Source organism: Luteibacter sahnii (genome assembly GCF_034063545.1).
GTDB classification, from domain to species: domain Bacteria; phylum Pseudomonadota; class Gammaproteobacteria; order Xanthomonadales; family Rhodanobacteraceae; genus Luteibacter; species Luteibacter sahnii.
Map to the genome: position 1 here is coordinate 385601 of NZ_JAQLOK010000003.1, position 15021 is coordinate 400621.

15 protein-coding genes are annotated in these 15021 nt (G+C 69.1%); 7 read left to right on the forward strand and 8 right to left on the reverse strand.

The features are described 5' to 3' along the window. Positions 1–93: 93 nt before the first annotated feature. The 4 genes from grxD to PI246_RS12000 form a co-directional block, all read right to left on the reverse strand. Positions 94–1017, reverse strand: coding sequence for a Grx4 family monothiol glutaredoxin (grxD, locus tag PI246_RS11985; RefSeq protein ID WP_320551524.1), 924 nt, complete (start codon positions 1015–1017; stop codon positions 94–96). A 60-nt stretch (positions 1018–1077) separates the two neighbouring features. Further along, positions 1078–1947 carry a UDP-2,3-diacylglucosamine diphosphatase gene (locus PI246_RS11990; protein ID WP_320551525.1) on the reverse strand — a complete coding sequence of 290 codons (870 nt, stop codon included), beginning with the start codon at positions 1945–1947 and terminating at the stop codon, positions 1078–1080. A 95-nt stretch (positions 1948–2042) separates the two neighbouring features. Continuing rightward, complete coding sequence (locus tag PI246_RS11995; RefSeq protein ID WP_320551526.1) at positions 2043–2657, reverse strand: SGNH/GDSL hydrolase family protein; 615 nt, start codon at positions 2655–2657, stop codon at positions 2043–2045. Then, a complete protein-coding gene (locus tag PI246_RS12000) occupies positions 2657–3901 on the reverse strand; it encodes an aminotransferase class I/II-fold pyridoxal phosphate-dependent enzyme (protein ID WP_320551527.1) in 1245 nt (414 codons plus the stop codon). Before PI246_RS12000 ends, PI246_RS11995 begins: the two co-directional genes overlap by 1 nt. A gap of 117 nt (positions 3902–4018) precedes the next feature. Here PI246_RS12000 and rsgA point away from each other — a divergent pair, with 117 nt between their 5' ends. Next, positions 4019–5077, forward strand: coding sequence for a ribosome small subunit-dependent GTPase A (rsgA, locus tag PI246_RS12005; RefSeq protein ID WP_320551528.1), 1059 nt, complete (start codon positions 4019–4021; stop codon positions 5075–5077). A 170-nt stretch (positions 5078–5247) separates the two neighbouring features. Here rsgA and PI246_RS12010 read toward each other — a convergent pair whose 3' ends face one another. Genes PI246_RS12010 through PI246_RS12025 form a run of 4 tightly spaced genes read right to left on the reverse strand, consistent with a single transcriptional unit; the run spans position 5248 to position 9797 of the window. After that, on the reverse strand, positions 5248–6249 hold the full coding sequence (locus tag PI246_RS12010) for a Csu type fimbrial protein (protein WP_320551529.1): 1002 nt from the start codon (positions 6247–6249) through the stop codon (positions 5248–5250). Then, positions 6246–8612 carry a fimbria/pilus outer membrane usher protein gene (locus tag PI246_RS12015; protein WP_320551530.1) on the reverse strand — a complete coding sequence of 789 codons (2367 nt, stop codon included), beginning with the start codon at positions 8610–8612 and terminating at the stop codon, positions 6246–6248. The genes PI246_RS12010 and PI246_RS12015 overlap by 4 nt, the downstream gene beginning before the upstream one ends. Next, positions 8566–9258: a fimbrial biogenesis chaperone gene (locus PI246_RS12020; protein WP_320551531.1), complete on the reverse strand. Its 693-nt coding sequence runs from the start codon at positions 9256–9258 to the stop codon at positions 8566–8568. Before PI246_RS12020 ends, PI246_RS12015 begins: the two co-directional genes overlap by 47 nt. A 32-nt stretch (positions 9259–9290) precedes the next feature. Continuing rightward, on the reverse strand, positions 9291–9797 hold the full coding sequence (locus tag PI246_RS12025) for a Csu type fimbrial protein (RefSeq protein ID WP_320551532.1): 507 nt from the start codon (positions 9795–9797) through the stop codon (positions 9291–9293). Positions 9798–10037: 240 nt separating this feature from the next. On the opposite strand from PI246_RS12025, the gene PI246_RS12030 reads away from it, so the two are divergent. Genes PI246_RS12030 through PI246_RS12055 form a run of 6 tightly spaced genes read left to right on the forward strand, consistent with a single transcriptional unit; the run spans position 10038 to position 15017 of the window. Next, a complete protein-coding gene (locus tag PI246_RS12030; protein WP_320551533.1) occupies positions 10038–10949 on the forward strand; it encodes an alpha/beta fold hydrolase in 912 nt (303 codons plus the stop codon). A 1-nt stretch (position 10950) separates the two neighbouring features. Then, positions 10951–11361: a hypothetical protein gene (locus tag PI246_RS12035; protein ID WP_320551534.1), complete on the forward strand. Its 411-nt coding sequence runs from the start codon at positions 10951–10953 to the stop codon at positions 11359–11361. Next, complete coding sequence (locus tag PI246_RS12040; protein WP_320551535.1) at positions 11358–11552, forward strand: helix-turn-helix transcriptional regulator; 195 nt, start codon at positions 11358–11360, stop codon at positions 11550–11552. Before PI246_RS12035 ends, PI246_RS12040 begins: the two co-directional genes overlap by 4 nt. A 5-nt stretch (positions 11553–11557) precedes the next feature. Then, the gene (locus PI246_RS12045) at positions 11558–13114 is read left to right on the forward strand and encodes an alpha/beta fold hydrolase (protein ID WP_320551536.1); all 1557 of its coding nucleotides are present in this window, start codon (positions 11558–11560) and stop codon (positions 13112–13114) included. Beyond that, entirely contained in the window at positions 13111–13845 is a 735-nt protein-coding gene (locus PI246_RS12050) for an ABC transporter ATP-binding protein (protein ID WP_320551537.1), read from the forward strand. The genes PI246_RS12045 and PI246_RS12050 overlap by 4 nt, the downstream gene beginning before the upstream one ends. Then, complete coding sequence (locus tag PI246_RS12055) at positions 13842–15017, forward strand: ABC transporter permease (RefSeq protein ID WP_320551538.1); 1176 nt, start codon at positions 13842–13844, stop codon at positions 15015–15017. Before PI246_RS12050 ends, PI246_RS12055 begins: the two co-directional genes overlap by 4 nt. The last annotated feature ends 4 nt before the right edge of the window (positions 15018–15021 follow it).

Consider the following 15021-nt stretch of genomic DNA (forward strand, 5'->3'; position numbering starts at 1 on the left):
CGTCGTCCCGGCGCATGCGGTTTTCGCCGCTATCCGCACAAAAAAAAGCGGCGTCTCGCAACGCCGCTTTCTCAATCCACCTGACGCGTCCGCTCAGTAACGTGGCACGCTCGGATCGACCTCGCGCGCCCAGGCGTCCATGCCACCCTCGACGTTGAAGAGGTGGGTGAAGCCGTGTGCCGCGAAGCGCTCGGCGGCGGCGCGGCTGGAGATGCCGTGGTGGCAGATGAACGCGATCGGGGTGTCCTTCGGCAGCGCGGCGAGCGCTTCGTAGCCTTCGTCTTCGAGGATCCGCGCGCCGGCCAGCGGAGCCGCCATGGCACGGCCGTGGGCCGGGCGCACGTCGACCAGCACGAGATCGCCGGCGGCAAGGCGCTCCTTCAGCGCGTGGACCGTGAGCGAGCCGATCTCGACGGCGCCGGGAAACTTCAGGCTGAGCCCCTCGCCCTGCACCGTGCTGACCCAGTCGATCACCACGCCGTTGGCGCGCTGCGCGCTACCCGGGTCGAAGTGCACTTCGATGCCGTTGGCGACGGTGACGATGTCATGGCTACCGCCTGGGGCAAGCTGGAAACCCGCGCTGTGGTCGGGCCCGATCTCCAGGTGCAGGGCCATACCCTGGGCGTTCGCCATGCCGCCGCGGATCGCTTCGGCGGCTTTGTCGGTGATGGTGATCGCCGGTGGCGTGCGGTCCGGCGGCGTGGCGCCGAACAGGCCGTAGAGTTCGCCGCTGGTGTACATCTGCCGGATGATGTCCGAACCGCCGACCAGTTCGCCCTTCACGTAGAGCTGTGGAATCGTGGGCCACTGGCCGAATTCCTTGATGCCCTCGCGGATCTCCGGATCGTCGAGCACGTTGACGGTGTGGTAGTCGTCGATGATGTCATTGAGCGTGTTCGTGGCGGCGGCGGAGAAACCGCACATCGGCTGCCGGCGGGTGCCCTTCATGAACAGCACGACCTCGTGCTGGGCGAGCAGGGCTTCGATGCGCTCGCGGGTGGGGGTGTCGAGGGCCATGGGGTTCACCGCAACTGGGGGGAAATGAGCCCATTCTACATGGGCCTCCCCCCGGCCGTTTCAACCCGCGATGGACACCTCCGCGCGCAGCGCCGAGAGATCGCTGCGGCAGTCGGCCAGGGGCGCGAAGCCGAGCACCGCGGCCGGCGAGGGCAGCACCGTCTCGCGGCTGGCGCGACCCAGCGGCGTGCGTCGTTCGGTCCAGTGGATCAGTTCCATGGCACCGGTGAAGTCTTCCACCAGGGCCGTGCAGTGCTCCACCCAGTCGCCGTCGTTGAGGTAGAGGATGCCGTCGATCGGGCGCACGTGGCCGAAATGGATGTGGCCGCAGATATGGCCGTCCACGCCGCGCTCGCGCGCGTCGCGTGCCACCCGTTGTTCGTAGCCGCGGATGTACTCCATGGCCAGGCGGATATGCGACTTGATGATGATCGACAGCGGCAGGTAGGGCAGTTCCATGCGCCGGCGCATCGCGTGCATGCGCCGATTGGCCCAGCAGATCACGCGGTGCATCGCGTCGCCGAGCACGGTGAGCCAGCGCTTGCCGATGTGCTCGGGATCGAACTCATCGCCGTGGCTCACGCGGTAGCGGCGGCCGTCGGCACCTTCGTGCAGCGCGTCCAGTTCGACCCGGATGCCCGCGATCGTGGCGCCGGCGAGGCCGCGCATCTGGAAATCATGGTTGCCCGGGATGTAGATCACCTCGATCCCGCGCGCGGCCATGTCGACCAGCTGGACGATCACGGCGCTGTGGTCGGGGTGCCACCAGTGGCGTTTGGCGAGGGCCTCCAGGTCGACGATGTCGCCGACGAGGTAAAGGCGTTCGCAGTCGAGGTGACGGAGGAAATCGAGGAGGTAGGCGGCCTTGCAATCCGGGGTGCCCAGGTGCACGTCGGAGATGAAGGCGCTGCGACAGGTGAGCTTGGCCATGGCGTCGGTTTCCGGGGCGTTCCCGGGACGTCAGTGTCGGCCCGGGAGGTAACCGGACCGTGGCGGGGGTGTTGCAGGGAGGTTGCGGCGCGCGCTTACGTCGTGGCGTTTGGGCGCTCGCGCAGCGCGGCCCGGGCTTGCGGCAGGATGGCGTCGACCCACGCGGCGTATTGCGTCGCGGACGGGTGCAGTCCGTCGTCGACCACGTCCCGTGCGTCGCGTCGCGAGATGTCGGTGACGTCCACCCAGCGTGCGAACGCCCGCAGGGTTTCGTCGCGGGCGATCGCGTTGAAAGTGTCGATCGCACTGGCGATCGCGGCACGGTCGCGCCCCTCCGCGAACGGGGTGACGCCCCAGTCGGGAATCGACACCACGACCACGCGCCGGGCATCGCCCGCCAGTCCGATGGCGCGATGGAGCAGCGCGAGGAACGGCTCGCGGTATTCGGCGGCGGGGCGTCCGCGGTATTGGTTGTTGACGCCGATCAGCAAGGTGACCAGCGCGTAGCCGGGACGCAGGTGCGCGGCGTCCATGGCCGCGGCGAGTTCGTCGGTGGTCCAGCCGGTGGTGGCGACGATGCGTGGTGGGGCGACGGCGAAACCCTCCGCGCGCAGGCGCGCGGCCAATTGCACGGGCCAGCGCGCGTCGTCGGCGACGCCCTCGCCGATGGTGTATGAATCGCCCAAGGCGAGAAACGATGCCTCGCGCATCAGGCGACCGCGCTGGCGACGGGACGCGCCTCGGTGGCCATGCGACCGAGCACGCGATCGATGCGCGCGAACACTTCCACCAGCTGCGCCGGCTCGGGCAGCAGGGTGAAGCGCAGGTGCCGGCTGGCGGCGAGGTTGAAGCTGGTGCCTGGCACGAGCAGCACGCCTTCTTCGTCGAGCAGGCGCAGGGCGAAAGCGGTGTCGTCGAACTGGGGCAGGGCATCGGCACGCACCCAGGGGAACGCGTAGATCGCGCCACCGGGCGCGACCACGTCGAGGTAAGGGCTCGCGGCGACGTGGTCGAGCACGATGCGCCGTGCGTCGTGCAGGCGGCCACCCGGCGCCGTCAGTTCGCCGATGGTCGGCGCATCGAGCAGGGCGGGTCGCACGGCCCATTGCGCGGTGACGTTGGCGCAAAGGCGCAGCGCGGCGAGCAACTGGAGCGCGTCGCGATAGTCGGCGGTGCGACGCGGGTCGCCCGACAGGCTCATCCAGCCCACGCGGTAGCCGCAGGCGCGATGCACCTTCGAGAGGCCGCCGAAGCTCACGCAGGGGTGATCCCCGGCGACGGCGGCCAGCGGCTGGAACGGCGTGCCGTCGTAGAGGATCTCGTCGTAGATCTCGTCGCAGAGCAGCAACAGCCCATGCCGGCGCGCCACCGCCACGATGCGCTCCAGGAGTGCCTTCGGATAGACCGCGCCGGTGGGGTTGTTGGGGTTGATCAGCACGATCGCGCGCGTGCGCGGCCCGACCAGCGCCTCGATTTCGTCCGGATCGGGCAGGTGGGCGTTCTGGGCGAGGCAGCGGTAGTAACGCGGCTGGCCGTGGTTGAGCAGGGTGGCGGCGCTCCACAGGGGGTAGTCCGGGCTGGGCAGCAGTACCTCGTCGCCGGGCTGGAGCAGGGCGCGCAGGGAGAGGTCGATCAGCTCGCTGACGCCGTTGCCGACGAAGACGCGTTCGACGTCGATCCCGTGGGCGCCGCGTGCCCGCTGCTGGGCGACGATGGCCTCGCGGGCCTCGTCCAGGCCCTGCTCGTGGCCGTAGGCCTCGCTGTCGACGAGGTGGCTGGCGATGGCCTCGCGCAGGTGGGCCGGCGTGGCGAAGCCGTAGCGGCCGGGGTTGCCGATGTTGAGCTTGATGACCGTCTCGCCGGCCGCTTCGCGCTCGCGGGCGCGCCGGGTAAGGGCGCCGCGGATCTCGTAACGCACTTCCGCCAGGTGCGCGCTGGGTTCGATCGAGGACACGTTGGACGACTTCCCTTGGCTTGGCCGGACCCGTTTCCGGCCGCGTTCCCCGATCCTAGCAGCGTCATTCCCCGCCAGCGAGGCGGAAATCGGCCGCGGAGCGGGCATAATCGCGCCATGACCCTCTCCCCGGACCTGGCGCGCCTGCGTCACATCGGTTGGCGCGAGCCCGCCCTGCCCGACGATCCGCGCCGCCTGGCACGCGTGGTGGCCCAGCATCGCGCGGGCTACGAAGTGCACGACGGGGCCGGGGCGTTCAACGCGCAACCGGCGGGCACCTTCCTCAAGCGCGGGCTCGATCCGTCGTTGCGGCCCGCGGTCGGCGACTTCGTGTTGCTCGACCGGGCCACGCATCCGGTGATCGAGGCCGTGCTGCCGCGTCGGTCGGTGCTCACGCGCGCCGCCGCGGGCGAGCGCTACGAACGGCAGATCATCGCCACCAACATCGATTACGTGCTGGTGCTTACCGGCCTGGACGGCGACTTCAACCCGGCGCGCATCGAGCGCTACCTCACCCTGGTCGAGGGCTCCGGCGCGCGCCCGGTGGTGTTGTTGAGCAAGGCGGACACCGGGGTGGATACGGATGCGGCGGTCGCCGCCCTGCGCGCGCGCTTGCCATCCGACGCGGCGGTGCATGCGATCAACGGCAAGGACCCGGCCACGGTGCCCTTGCTGGCGACGTATCTCGGACCGGGGTCGAGCGCGGTGCTGGTGGGCTCCTCCGGCGCGGGCAAGTCCACGCTCACGAACACCTTGCTTGGTGAGGAGCGCATGGCGACCGGTGCGGTGCGTTCGCACGACAGCCGCGGTCGCCACACCACCACGCACCGCGCGCTGCTGATGCTGCCCACGGGCGGTTGCCTCATCGATACGCCGGGCATGCGCGAGCTGAAGCTCACCGGCGAGGAAAACCTCGATCTCTTCGCCGACATCGAAGCGCTGGCCGCGCAATGCCGGTTCGCCGACTGCGGCCACGGCAACGAACCGGGCTGCGCGATCCAGGCCGCGCTCGCGTCGGGCGAGCTGTCGCCGCAACGCTGGCGCAACTACCTCAAGCTGCACGACGAACGCGAAGAACAGGCGGCCACGCTCGAAGCACGGTTGCGGCGCAAGGCCGGGCCGGTGAAGCACGGCGGCAAGCCCAGGCGTGGCGGCTGGTCGTCGCAGGACGACTGAGCGGGCGTTGGGGTCGGGCAGCTCGCACGAATGAGGATTGCGTCCTCATTCGTCCCTCGTGTCCGGAGGGTTCGCGGATGCGGTCCGCTCCCACCTCGCACGGCGTCATTCGCCTTGGCCGGGCGCAGGGCGCGCGTCGGCGACGTCGCTGCGGCAGTCCGCATGCCGCCTCAGTAGGTGACCGTCACCGTGATGAGATCGCTGTAGGTGCCGGCCATGGCCGCCGCCTGCGGCGGAACGCGGCCATACACCGTCACGGTCTGCTCGCTGCCCGAACCCGTGCCGGCGTAGGTGTCGCTGTTGAGCGTGTTGCCCCAGCGTTGCGTGCGCGCGCTGTCGCGGTAGAGCTCGTAATTGACGTATTGCCCCGCGCTGCCCATGCGTCGTTGCGCGCCGGAGGCGTTCGCGCCGTTGTCGAGGCCAAGCTGGAACGGGGCACGGTTGGTGCAGGTGACGCGCAGCAACGAGGTCTGGTCGGTGGCCACGGTCAATAGCCCCGGCACGTTGCCGAAGAGCAGGTCGGTGGCGGTGCCGAAGGTGCATCGCGCCGCGACCGACGCAGTCACGTTCATCGTCGGTCCCGCGGCGGTGAGTGGGCCGCCCGTGCCGCCGCCGTTGCAGGCGGCCGGGGGCGTGCCGATGCTCAGGAGCGCCTCGTTGTAGCTGTAGGTGAGCGAGGTGGACAGCGAGCCCGCGTAGCTGCCGGGCGAAAGCGTGGATTGGCCGGCCGGGACGCGTCCGTAGACGTTCAGCGATCCGGTGACCTGTGCCCCGTTCGACAGGATGCCGATGCTCGTGTTCCATACCCTCGGGGGATAGCTCGCGTTGCCCAGCGTCCCCCAGATCGTGGTGCGACCCGCATCCTGGTAGACCTGGTAGGCCATGCGGTCGTTGCTGGCGTTGACCACGGTGCGCGGCGCGAAGCTGCCCTGGTCGTCGGCCGAAACGCTCGCGCAGGCGGTGACGAAGGTGCCATACAGGTTACCCAGCAGGCCGCTGTACGTGCACTGGTAGTTGAGCGTGGCCGACGCGTCGACGAAACTGCCGGTCGGATCCACCGGTCCGAGGGCGAGGGCGGTGACGCTCGTGATGCTGCATGTCGTGGTGGCCTGTGCGCGCGGTGCGCACGCCAGGGCGCCCAGTAGCAGCACGATCAGCGCGAGCCACTTCACGGCGGTGTCCCCATGCAGGCGATCGGCCCCAGCCGCGGCAGTTGCGTTGCGCTGGCGGGGTAGTCCAGACGCGCCGTGCAGGTCGACCCGTCGGGCAACGTGGCCCGCAGTGGCGTGTGCGCGCCCTGCAGGCTGTCGAGGTAGGTCATGCCGTCGTAGCCCACCCACGCGGGGTCGCCGCGTCCGGTGTCCACGCGCGTGCCCACGGGCAGCGGTTCGCCGTGGGTATCGACCAGCACGACCGAAGCCGCGCGCACGTAGCGCACGGGAAAGCGCACGAGCACGCCGGAACGGTCGGCCGGCGCCACGACCGCCTCCACGCGCTGGATGCGCGCATCCGCGGGCAGGTCGATCGGGTCGATCGCGAGGCGGTTGTCCTGCCATGCGTTGAGTCGGGACACGAGCAACAGTCCGCGGTCGTCGGTGACGCCCGTGCGGCGGTTTTCCTGCAAGACGGGGATGTCCGGGGTGCCTTCGGTGCTCACCACCGCGAAGGCGTCGTCGATGCGCCGCGAGGCGAACGCGTGGCCGCCCATCAACACGAGGGCGCCACTGACGTCGGCGTAGCCGTAGCGGCCCGGACCGATGTCGCTGGCACCCACGGTCGCCTGGCCCAGGCGGCCGAGCCAGCCCGCTTCCACCAGGCCGCCGCCGTCCTGGCCGGCGCGTGCCTGCGCGTGCCAGCCGAAGCCGCCGTCGCCGTCGATCGGCCGGCTGGCGTCGACGATGCCGAAGGTCTGGTTGCGGTCGCGCTGTACCGAGGTGCTCCAGGTGGTGCGCTCATCGAGGGCGACGGTGACGCCGGCGAAGAGACTCCGGTCCCGGGCGTCGTCGAGGTTCTGGTTGGCGGTGAGGTTCAGCGTGATGCCGTGGCCCACGTTGCGCAGCACGAACAACCCCGCGAGCCGGGTCGCCGGGGCGCCGGGATAGCGCAGGCGTACGTAGTTCACGCCGAAGCTCGAATGACGCACATTGAACCCGATCAGCGCGCGTTCGCTCACCCGCGGCGGGGGCGAGCCGTACCCCGACGCCACGTCGCGGTAATGCGCGTTGCCGCGCAGCGTGTCGAACGAGGCGTTCACGTAGCGGCCCATCCAGGTGTAGCCGAGGCCATACTGCAGGCCGCCGCCGTGCGACGCGGCCAGCGACGCGTTGATGGTGTTGGCGCCCGCGGGATTCCACACCGTCCCCACGCCGCCGCTCGCGCGGCCGTCACCGCCTTCGGCGTGTCCCTCGAGCGTAAGGTGGTCGTCGACGCCGTGGCGCCACGTGGCGCTGCCCAGCATCGCTTCGCCGTAGTCGAACGAGCGGATGCCGTAGGACTCGCGCACCTTGCCCCATTCGACCGACCAGTCGTCGAGTCCCGCGCGCAGGAGCTGGCGGGCCGCATAGAACGGAAAGGTCACCGTGCTCGTGCGGCCCAGCGCGTCGGTCAGCACGACCTGTGCCTGCCCGGCCTGGTCGACGCCGGGCACCGCGGTGAGCTGGAACGGCCCCGCCGGCACGCGCCCGCTGTATTGACGCACGCCGTCGATGTAAAGCTCCACCGCCGACGGCGCGGTGGCTTCACCGAAGAATTGCGGCAAGGGCGTCGTGACGCGATAGGGCTGCTGGGCGAAGTCGGTGCCGATGGCGACGCCGCCGATGCGCGTGGCGCGCGTCCACGAAAGGAAGCCGGTCAACGTGTCGCCGACGGTCAACGCCATGGATTGCGTGGGAAACGACAGGCGCCACTGCGTGTCCAGGCGCACCGTGTCGCCCTGCCAGCCTTCGCCGCGCGCCTGGTAACGGCGTGTCAGCGACGTGTTGCTGAGCACGCCGAGGCCCTGGCTGAAGCCGCGCAGCTCCGCGAGCCCGCTGACGTTGCCCAGCCCGCCGCCCTGGGCGGCATAGATGTCGTAGTTGAGCAGCAGGCCCGTGCCGCTGGCCGGCGGCGTCGTCGCGCGCTCCGGCGTGCCGAGCACGTGCCGCGGCAACGCCAGGCGGTCGAGCGGCGCGTCGATGCGCACGCGTTGCTCGGCCACGTCGTAGCCGACGCGCACGCCCGGCATGTCCGACAGGCAACGGACGTCGTCGCCGCCGGTCGGCAGCGCGAAGCCGATGGCGCGAAGATCCTCCGCCCGTGCGCACAGGGCGTCGTCGCGTCGGATGAAGTGCACGAGGCGCTGGGTGCTGCTGCCGTTGAGCACGACTTCGAGGTAGAGGTCTTCGCCCACCCGTCGGTCGCGCGAGAGCACCGGCGGTGGAGGAATCGCCTCGGCGGCGCCGGGTCCGGTCGATGTCGCGTTCACCGTGGCGGCATCCAGGGCCAGGAGGCTAGCGATCGCCCTTGCCAGCGACGAGGGTCGATTCGGTCGTTTCACCGTTGACCCTCGCCTTCCACGTGCCTTCGCGCGGCACGTGGGGCGGCACCGCCCAACTCATGGCGCTGTCGGGCAGCGCATAGCCGACCAATCCCGGCAACACCACCATGCGATGTCCCTGGCTGTCGACGTGTACGAGGTTGGCGATCTGCGCATGGCCGTTGCCTTCGTTGCGCACGCGCAGGCGGGGTCCCTCCGGCGTGTCGTTCCAGGTGGCATCCAGCGTCGCGCGCACCGACGCATCGTCTTTCGGTGCCACGAACACGGGAATCGAATAACGCAGCACGAAGGCGAGCCCCTTCGGCGTGTCGATCGGCAGTTCGTCGACGATGACCCGATACGACGCCTCGACGCCGTCCGGCGGCGCGGCTTGACGGATGACCCGGACCATCTGCCGGCTGCCAGCGGCGATGGTGGTCATGGGGGGGCTGACCACCAGGTCGCCCGAGGGCTCGTACAGATCTTTGCCGTCGTGCTGGGTCCAGCGGAACACGCGCACCTGGGCGTGGATGGGATCGGCGCCCGTATTGGTCAGCCACAGCGCCTGGGCAGGCGTGTCGCCGGTCAGGCGCAGGCCGATCGGCGCCACCTGCAGGCCGCTGGCGCGCGACACGCAAGCGAACGACATCGCCATGGCCGTGGCCATCGCCAGGCACGGTAACCAAGGCGTGCGCACCGTCAGTAGGTGATGGTGGCGGTGATCACGTCCGCATAGCTGCCGGCGGCGAAGTTGGTGCTGGGCACGCGCCCGTAGACCGGGATCGCCTGGTTGGCTCCCGTGCCCGTGCCGGCGAACACGTTGCCGCCGGTGCCGGTGGTGCTGCCCCACACGTCGGCCGCGGTTCGCGTCGCGGCGCGATACAGCTGGTAGGGCACCAGCGAGGTGCCGTTGCTCATCTTGCGGCTGTTCGCATCCGTGCCGTTCTGGCCGTTGTCCAGCGCGATCGTGTAAGGCGCGCTCGGGGTGCAATTGACGTTGAGCGCGCCCTGGTTGTCCACGTTGGTGGCAGTCGAAGGCTGGCTACCGAAGTTCACGTCGGTGGGTGCGGTAGTCGTGATGTTGCACGCCGCGGTGATGGTGATGCGCACGTTGAACGTGTTGGTGGCGGTCGCGGCACGGGCGTCGTGCGCCGCGGCGACGGTGACGAGCGCGGCGGCGGCCACGAGGGAACGGAGGCGGATCATGGGTAACTCCCGGCGGGGTGCGGCGCATCCGTTTCGTGCATCGTGATTTCCTTCGCACCAAGCATCGGCAAGCGCGCCGTGCGCGAGTGACGAAATTCGGCAAGGCGTCCGGATTCGCCTAGCGATGCCGAATCCGTGCTCTGCTCGTGTCAAGGGTGCTTGACAGTGCGGACAGCGAAGCGCAGGATGCGTGTCAAGCGTGCTTGACACGCTCCACGTCACCTCGGGGGAGGTTCATCCATGTCTCATCGCATCATCCGTCGTCTCGCCACGCTCGCGCTCACCGCTTGCGCCCTGTCCACCCTGCATGCCGCCGACGCGCCGTCCTGGCAGGTCGACACGCTCAAGGTCGAACGCCACGGATCCGGCGGCCACGCCGTGATCTTGATCCCGGGCCTCGCCGGTGGTGCCTGGGTGTGGAAAGACACCGTGGCCGACCTGGAAAAACGCGACACCGTCTACGTGGTGACGCTCGCCGGGTTCGACGGCACGTCGCCACCATCCGGCGACGGCCAGTGGCTGGACCGTGCCGACGACGCGCTGGCGCGTCTGATCGCCGATCGGCACATCGCACATCCCATCCTCGTCGGCCACAGCCTGGGCGGCACCCTGGCGCTGCGCTTCGCCGGCCGGCATCCGGACCTCGTCGGCGGTGTCGTCGCCGTCGATGGATTGCCTGTCTTCCCGGGCATGGAGCGGGTCGACGCGACGCAGCGCGCAGCCATCGCCGGCGGCCTGCGTGCGCAGATGGAAAGCGCCACGCCGGAAGCCTTCCAGGCGCAGCAGCTGCAATACATGAAAAGCGTGGGTACGCTCGATCCGTCCATCGCCGAACGCGTGGCGCCACTCAACGCCCGTAGCGATCGCAAGGCCGTCGCCCGCTACATGGCCGAAGACGTGGGCGCCGACTTCCGTCCCGACCTGAAGGCGGCGAAGGCGCCGATCCTGGAGATCATGCCGTACAGCCAGGCGGACGCGAACGCCGGGCCGGTGAAGCTCACGCAAGCGCAGAAAACCGCCTACTACGCGTCGCTGCTCGCCGACGCGCCGAACGCCAGGGTCGTCCCGATCGCGCCGTCGAGGCACTACGTGATGCTCGACCAGCCCGCCACCTTCCTCAAGACGTTGAACGCTTTCATCGAGGCTCACTGACATGGCCCTGCGCGCCGTCCACAAACGTTACTTTCGCGAGTTGCTGCCCGCGATGCTCGTCTACTGCGTACTGATCGTCCTCTCGGTCTACTGGCTGAAAACGCTTGAAGGCACCGCCATGCGTACCCTGGTGACGTTGCTGCCGGTCGTGCCGATCGCGTTCGTGCTGCGGGCGATGGTTCGGGTGATCCGCGACCAGGACGAATTCGAGCGGCTGATCGACCTGCAAGCCATCGCCATCGGCGGCGGCGCGGGCTGCTTCGGTTTCTTCACCTACGGCATGCTGCTCAACGCGAAGGTGTTGCCGGTGCCGCCCGGCGAGGCGGTGGCGATCTGGGTGTTTCCGGTGCTGATGTTTTGCTTTGGCGTCGCCAAATGCCTGTGCCGCCTGCATTACCTTCGCCAGCGATGAACAACCGGGTCCGTGAACTCCGCACTGCGCTGGGCTGGTCGCAGGCCGACCTGGGCGACCGCCTCGACGTCTCGCGGCAGACGGTGAATGCCGTCGAGACCGGCAAATACGACCCCAGCCTGCCGCTGGCCTTTAAGATCGCGCGTATCTTCGCGATGCCCATCGAATCCATCTTCACGCCCGAGGACTGAAAGGCATGACTATCCAACGCCGGATCGCGATCGCTGTCGTGATCCTCGCCGCCGTCTTCGTCGCACGCCACGTGTCGCATCGGCACGACGCGTCCACCATGGCGGCTCCGACAAAGGCAGCGACATCGATGACCGCCGCGCCCGCCGAATGGCGGCTGGGTTCGTTGCGGCTGACGCCCTGCGAGCTGGGCCAGCCGCATACCGCGCTCTCTATCGCCGCGTGGTGCGCGCCGTTCGAGGTGCCCGAAGACCGGGCGCATCCGCAGGGACGCAAGATCGCGATGCGACTGGCCGTGGTCCGCAGCGATGCCCAGGTGCCCGCGCCGGACATGGTGGTGTTCCTCGCGGGCGGACCGGGGCAGGCGGCGACGCAAACCTACGCCGCGGTCGAGCCGGCGATGGCGGGCGTGCAGGCGCATCGCAACGTGCTTCTGCTTGACCAGCGCGGCACGGGCGGATCGCATCCGCTGGGCTGTCGCGACAGCGAGCCGGGCGACGCCGGCGAAAGCGACGAAGGCGGCCTGGACCTCGCGCGGGTTCGCCGGGAGACGCAGCATTGCCTCGATGCGCTCTCGCCGACCGCCGACGTGCGCTTTTACACCACCACCGATGCCGTGGCGGACCTGGAAGATGCGCGGCGCGCCCTGGGCTCGCCGGCCGTCGACCTGATCGGCGTCTCGTACGGCACGCGGGTGGCACAGCAGTACGCGATGCATCACCCCGATGCCGTGCGCACCCTGGTGCTCGACGGCGTGGTGCCCAACTCGCTCGTGCTCGGCGAGGAGTTCGCGGTGAACCTCGACGCGGCGCTCAAGGCCCGCTTCGCCGATTGCACGGCGGATGCCGCCTGCCACGCGCGCTTCGGCGATCCCTACCAGACGCTCTACCAGTTGCGTGATGCGCTGCGGGCGAACCCGCACAAGGTCACCTTCCGTGATCCGCAGACCTACGCATCCACCCAGCGCATGCTCAGCAGCTACGTGCTGGCGACGGTCGTGCGCATGTTCGCCTATTCGCCGGAGACCTCCGCGCTGCTCCCGCTGTCGGTCGACGCCGCCGCGCACGGCGACGTGGGCCCGCTGCTGGGTCAGGCCAAACTGCTCGCGGCCGACCTCGGCGACACCATGGGCAGCGGCCTGCAGTATTCGGTGCTGTGTTCCGAAGACGCGTCCGAACTGCAGCCGCGGCCCCAGGACAAGGAACTCATCCTGGGCGACGCCATGATCGAGGCGTTCCGCACCGTGTGTTCGGTGTGGCCGCACGGCGCACGCCCGGCCGACTTTCGCCAGCCGCTCAAGAGCGCGGTGCCCGCACTGCTGATGTCGGGCCAATATGATCCGGTGACCCCGCCCCGCTATGGCGATGCCGTCGTGAAAGACCTGCCGAACGGCCGTCACTTCGTGCTCAAGGGCCAGGGCCACAACGTCGTGATGCGCGGCTGCATGCCGCGCCTGCTGTCCGAATTCATCGACAAGGCCGATGCAAAGGCGCTCGACGCCGGTTGCCTGGATCGTCTCTCGTCGCTGCCCCCCTTCGTCGGATTCAATGGAGCCACGCCATGATCGAGGTCAAGGACCTGCGCAAGACGTTCGGCGCGGTGCATGCCGTCAAAGGCGTCAGTTTTACCGCGCGCGACGGTGAAATCACCGGTTTGCTGGGGCCGAACGGCGCCGGCAAAACCACCACGCTGCGCATGCTTTACACGTTGATGACGCCGGATGCCGGCCAGGTGCTGGTCGATGGGGTGGACGCCGCGGCGGATCCTCAGACCGTGCGCCGGGCGCTCGGCGTGTTGCCTGACGCGCGCGGCTTGTACAAGCGCCTCACCGCTGCGGAAAACATCGAGTATTTCGGCCGGCTGCACGGGATGGACGCGGCCCTGATCGATCGTCGCCGCGAGGCCCTGATCGATGCGTTGGACATGCGCGACATCGCGACCCGGCGCACCGAGGGCTTTTCGCAGGGGCAGCGGGTCAAGACGGCGATCGCGCGGGCCCTGGTGCACGATCCGCGCAACGTGCTGCTGGACGAACCGACGAACGGGCTCGACGTGATGGCCACGCGCGCCATGCGCCGCTTCATGCGGCAACTCAAAGACGAGGGACGGTGCGTGCTGTTTTCCAGCCATATCATGCAAGAGGTGGCGGCGCTGTGCGATCGCATCGTGGTGATCGCGCACGGTCGCGTGGTGGCCGACGAATCGCCCGATGCGCTGCTCGCGCAGACCGGCAAGGCGAACCTCGAAGATGCCTTCGTCGAACTGATCGGCACCGACGAGGGCCTGGCCGCATGAGCGCGATGCTTGCCGTCTACTGGAAAGAGGTGCGCGAAAACCTGCGCGACCGCCGTGCCTTGCTCAACGCGCTGGTCACCGGGCCGCTGTTGGGGCCCGTCCTGTTCATCACGATGATGAACATCGCCGTGAACCGCGAACTGGCCAAGGCCGACCAGCCTATCGCGGTGCCGGTGATCGGCGCCGAGGCCGCGCCGAACCTGATGAGGACGCTCAAGGCCTCCAACATCGACGTGGTCGCGGGCCTGCCCGATCCTGAAGCCGCGGTGCGCGACCAGCGCGCCGACGTGGTGCTGCGCATAGCGCCCGATTACACGAAAGCGTGGAACGCAGGCCAGCCGGTGCAGGTGGAAGTCATCCACGACTCGTCGCGCCGCGACGCGATCCCGGTGGTGGCGCGCGTGCGTGCCGTGCTCGACGCTTACGCCAAGCGCGAGGGTGCCATGCGGCTGATCGCCCGCGGCCTGTCACCGAGCGTGGCGGCGCCCCTGCAGGTGGCCGACCGCGACCAGGCGTCGTCCCAGGCGCGAGCGGGCCTGATGTTCTCGTTCATGCCGTACTTCCTGGTGCTCACGGTGTTCGTCGGTGGCATGTACCTGGCGATCGACCTGACCGCCGGCGAGCGCGAAAGGCAATCGCTCGAGCCGCTGTTCGTCAATCCCGTGGCGCGCTGGAAGATCCTCGCGGGCAAGCTGATGGCGATCTGCACGTTCTCGCTGGTAAGCCTGTTCCTGTGCGTGCTGGCCTTCTCCACCGCGCCGTGGTTCATTCCCATCGAAAAGCTCGGCATCATGCTCGACCTGGGCGTCGGCTTCGCCGCGCACGTGCTGTTGCTGATGCTGCCGCTGATCGTCCTGTTGGCGGCGTTGCAGTCGCTGGTGTCCGCGTTCGCACGCAGCTACCGCGAAGCGCAGACGTACCTTTCGGTGCTGATGATGGTGCCGATCCTGCCCAGCGTACTCCTGTCGGTGATCCAGGTGCGCGCCGAGTCGTGGATGTACGCGGTGCCCCTGCTCGGTCAGAACCTGGCCATCGTGCAATTGCTGCGCGGCGACGGCGTACCGGCATGGCAGACGGCGCTCTGTCTGGGCGGCGGATTCGTCGCGGCGCTGGTGGCGATCCTGGCGACGGCGTGGATGTATCGGTCGGAGCGGTTGGCGATCTCCGGGTGAGGGC

Excerpts from the sequence above, each read along its gene's own strand:
- PI246_RS12040 (WP_320551535.1), top strand. The coding sequence starts at position 11,358 with ATGAACAACCGGGTCCGTGAACTCCGCACTGCGCTGGGCTGGTCGCAG.
- PI246_RS12035 (WP_320551534.1), top strand. The coding sequence starts at position 10,951 with ATGGCCCTGCGCGCCGTCCACAAACGTTACTTTCGCGAGTTGCTGCCC.
- PI246_RS12055 (WP_320551538.1), top strand. The coding sequence starts at position 13,842 with ATGAGCGCGATGCTTGCCGTCTACTGGAAAGAGGTGCGCGAAAACCTG.
- PI246_RS12025 (WP_320551532.1), bottom strand. The coding sequence starts at position 9,797 with ATGATCCGCCTCCGTTCCCTCGTGGCCGCCGCCGCGCTCGTCACCGTC.
- PI246_RS12050 (WP_320551537.1), top strand. The coding sequence starts at position 13,111 with ATGATCGAGGTCAAGGACCTGCGCAAGACGTTCGGCGCGGTGCATGCC.
- PI246_RS11995 (WP_320551526.1), bottom strand. The coding sequence starts at position 2,657 with ATGCGCGAGGCATCGTTTCTCGCCTTGGGCGATTCATACACCATCGGC.
- PI246_RS12045 (WP_320551536.1), top strand. The coding sequence starts at position 11,558 with ATGACTATCCAACGCCGGATCGCGATCGCTGTCGTGATCCTCGCCGCC.
- grxD (WP_320551524.1), bottom strand. The coding sequence starts at position 1,017 with ATGGCCCTCGACACCCCCACCCGCGAGCGCATCGAAGCCCTGCTCGCC.
- PI246_RS12020 (WP_320551531.1), bottom strand. The coding sequence starts at position 9,258 with ATGGCCACGGCCATGGCGATGTCGTTCGCTTGCGTGTCGCGCGCCAGC.
- PI246_RS12030 (WP_320551533.1), top strand. The coding sequence starts at position 10,038 with ATGTCTCATCGCATCATCCGTCGTCTCGCCACGCTCGCGCTCACCGCT.
- PI246_RS11990 (WP_320551525.1), bottom strand. The coding sequence starts at position 1,947 with ATGGCCAAGCTCACCTGTCGCAGCGCCTTCATCTCCGACGTGCACCTG.
- rsgA (WP_320551528.1), top strand. The coding sequence starts at position 4,019 with ATGACCCTCTCCCCGGACCTGGCGCGCCTGCGTCACATCGGTTGGCGC.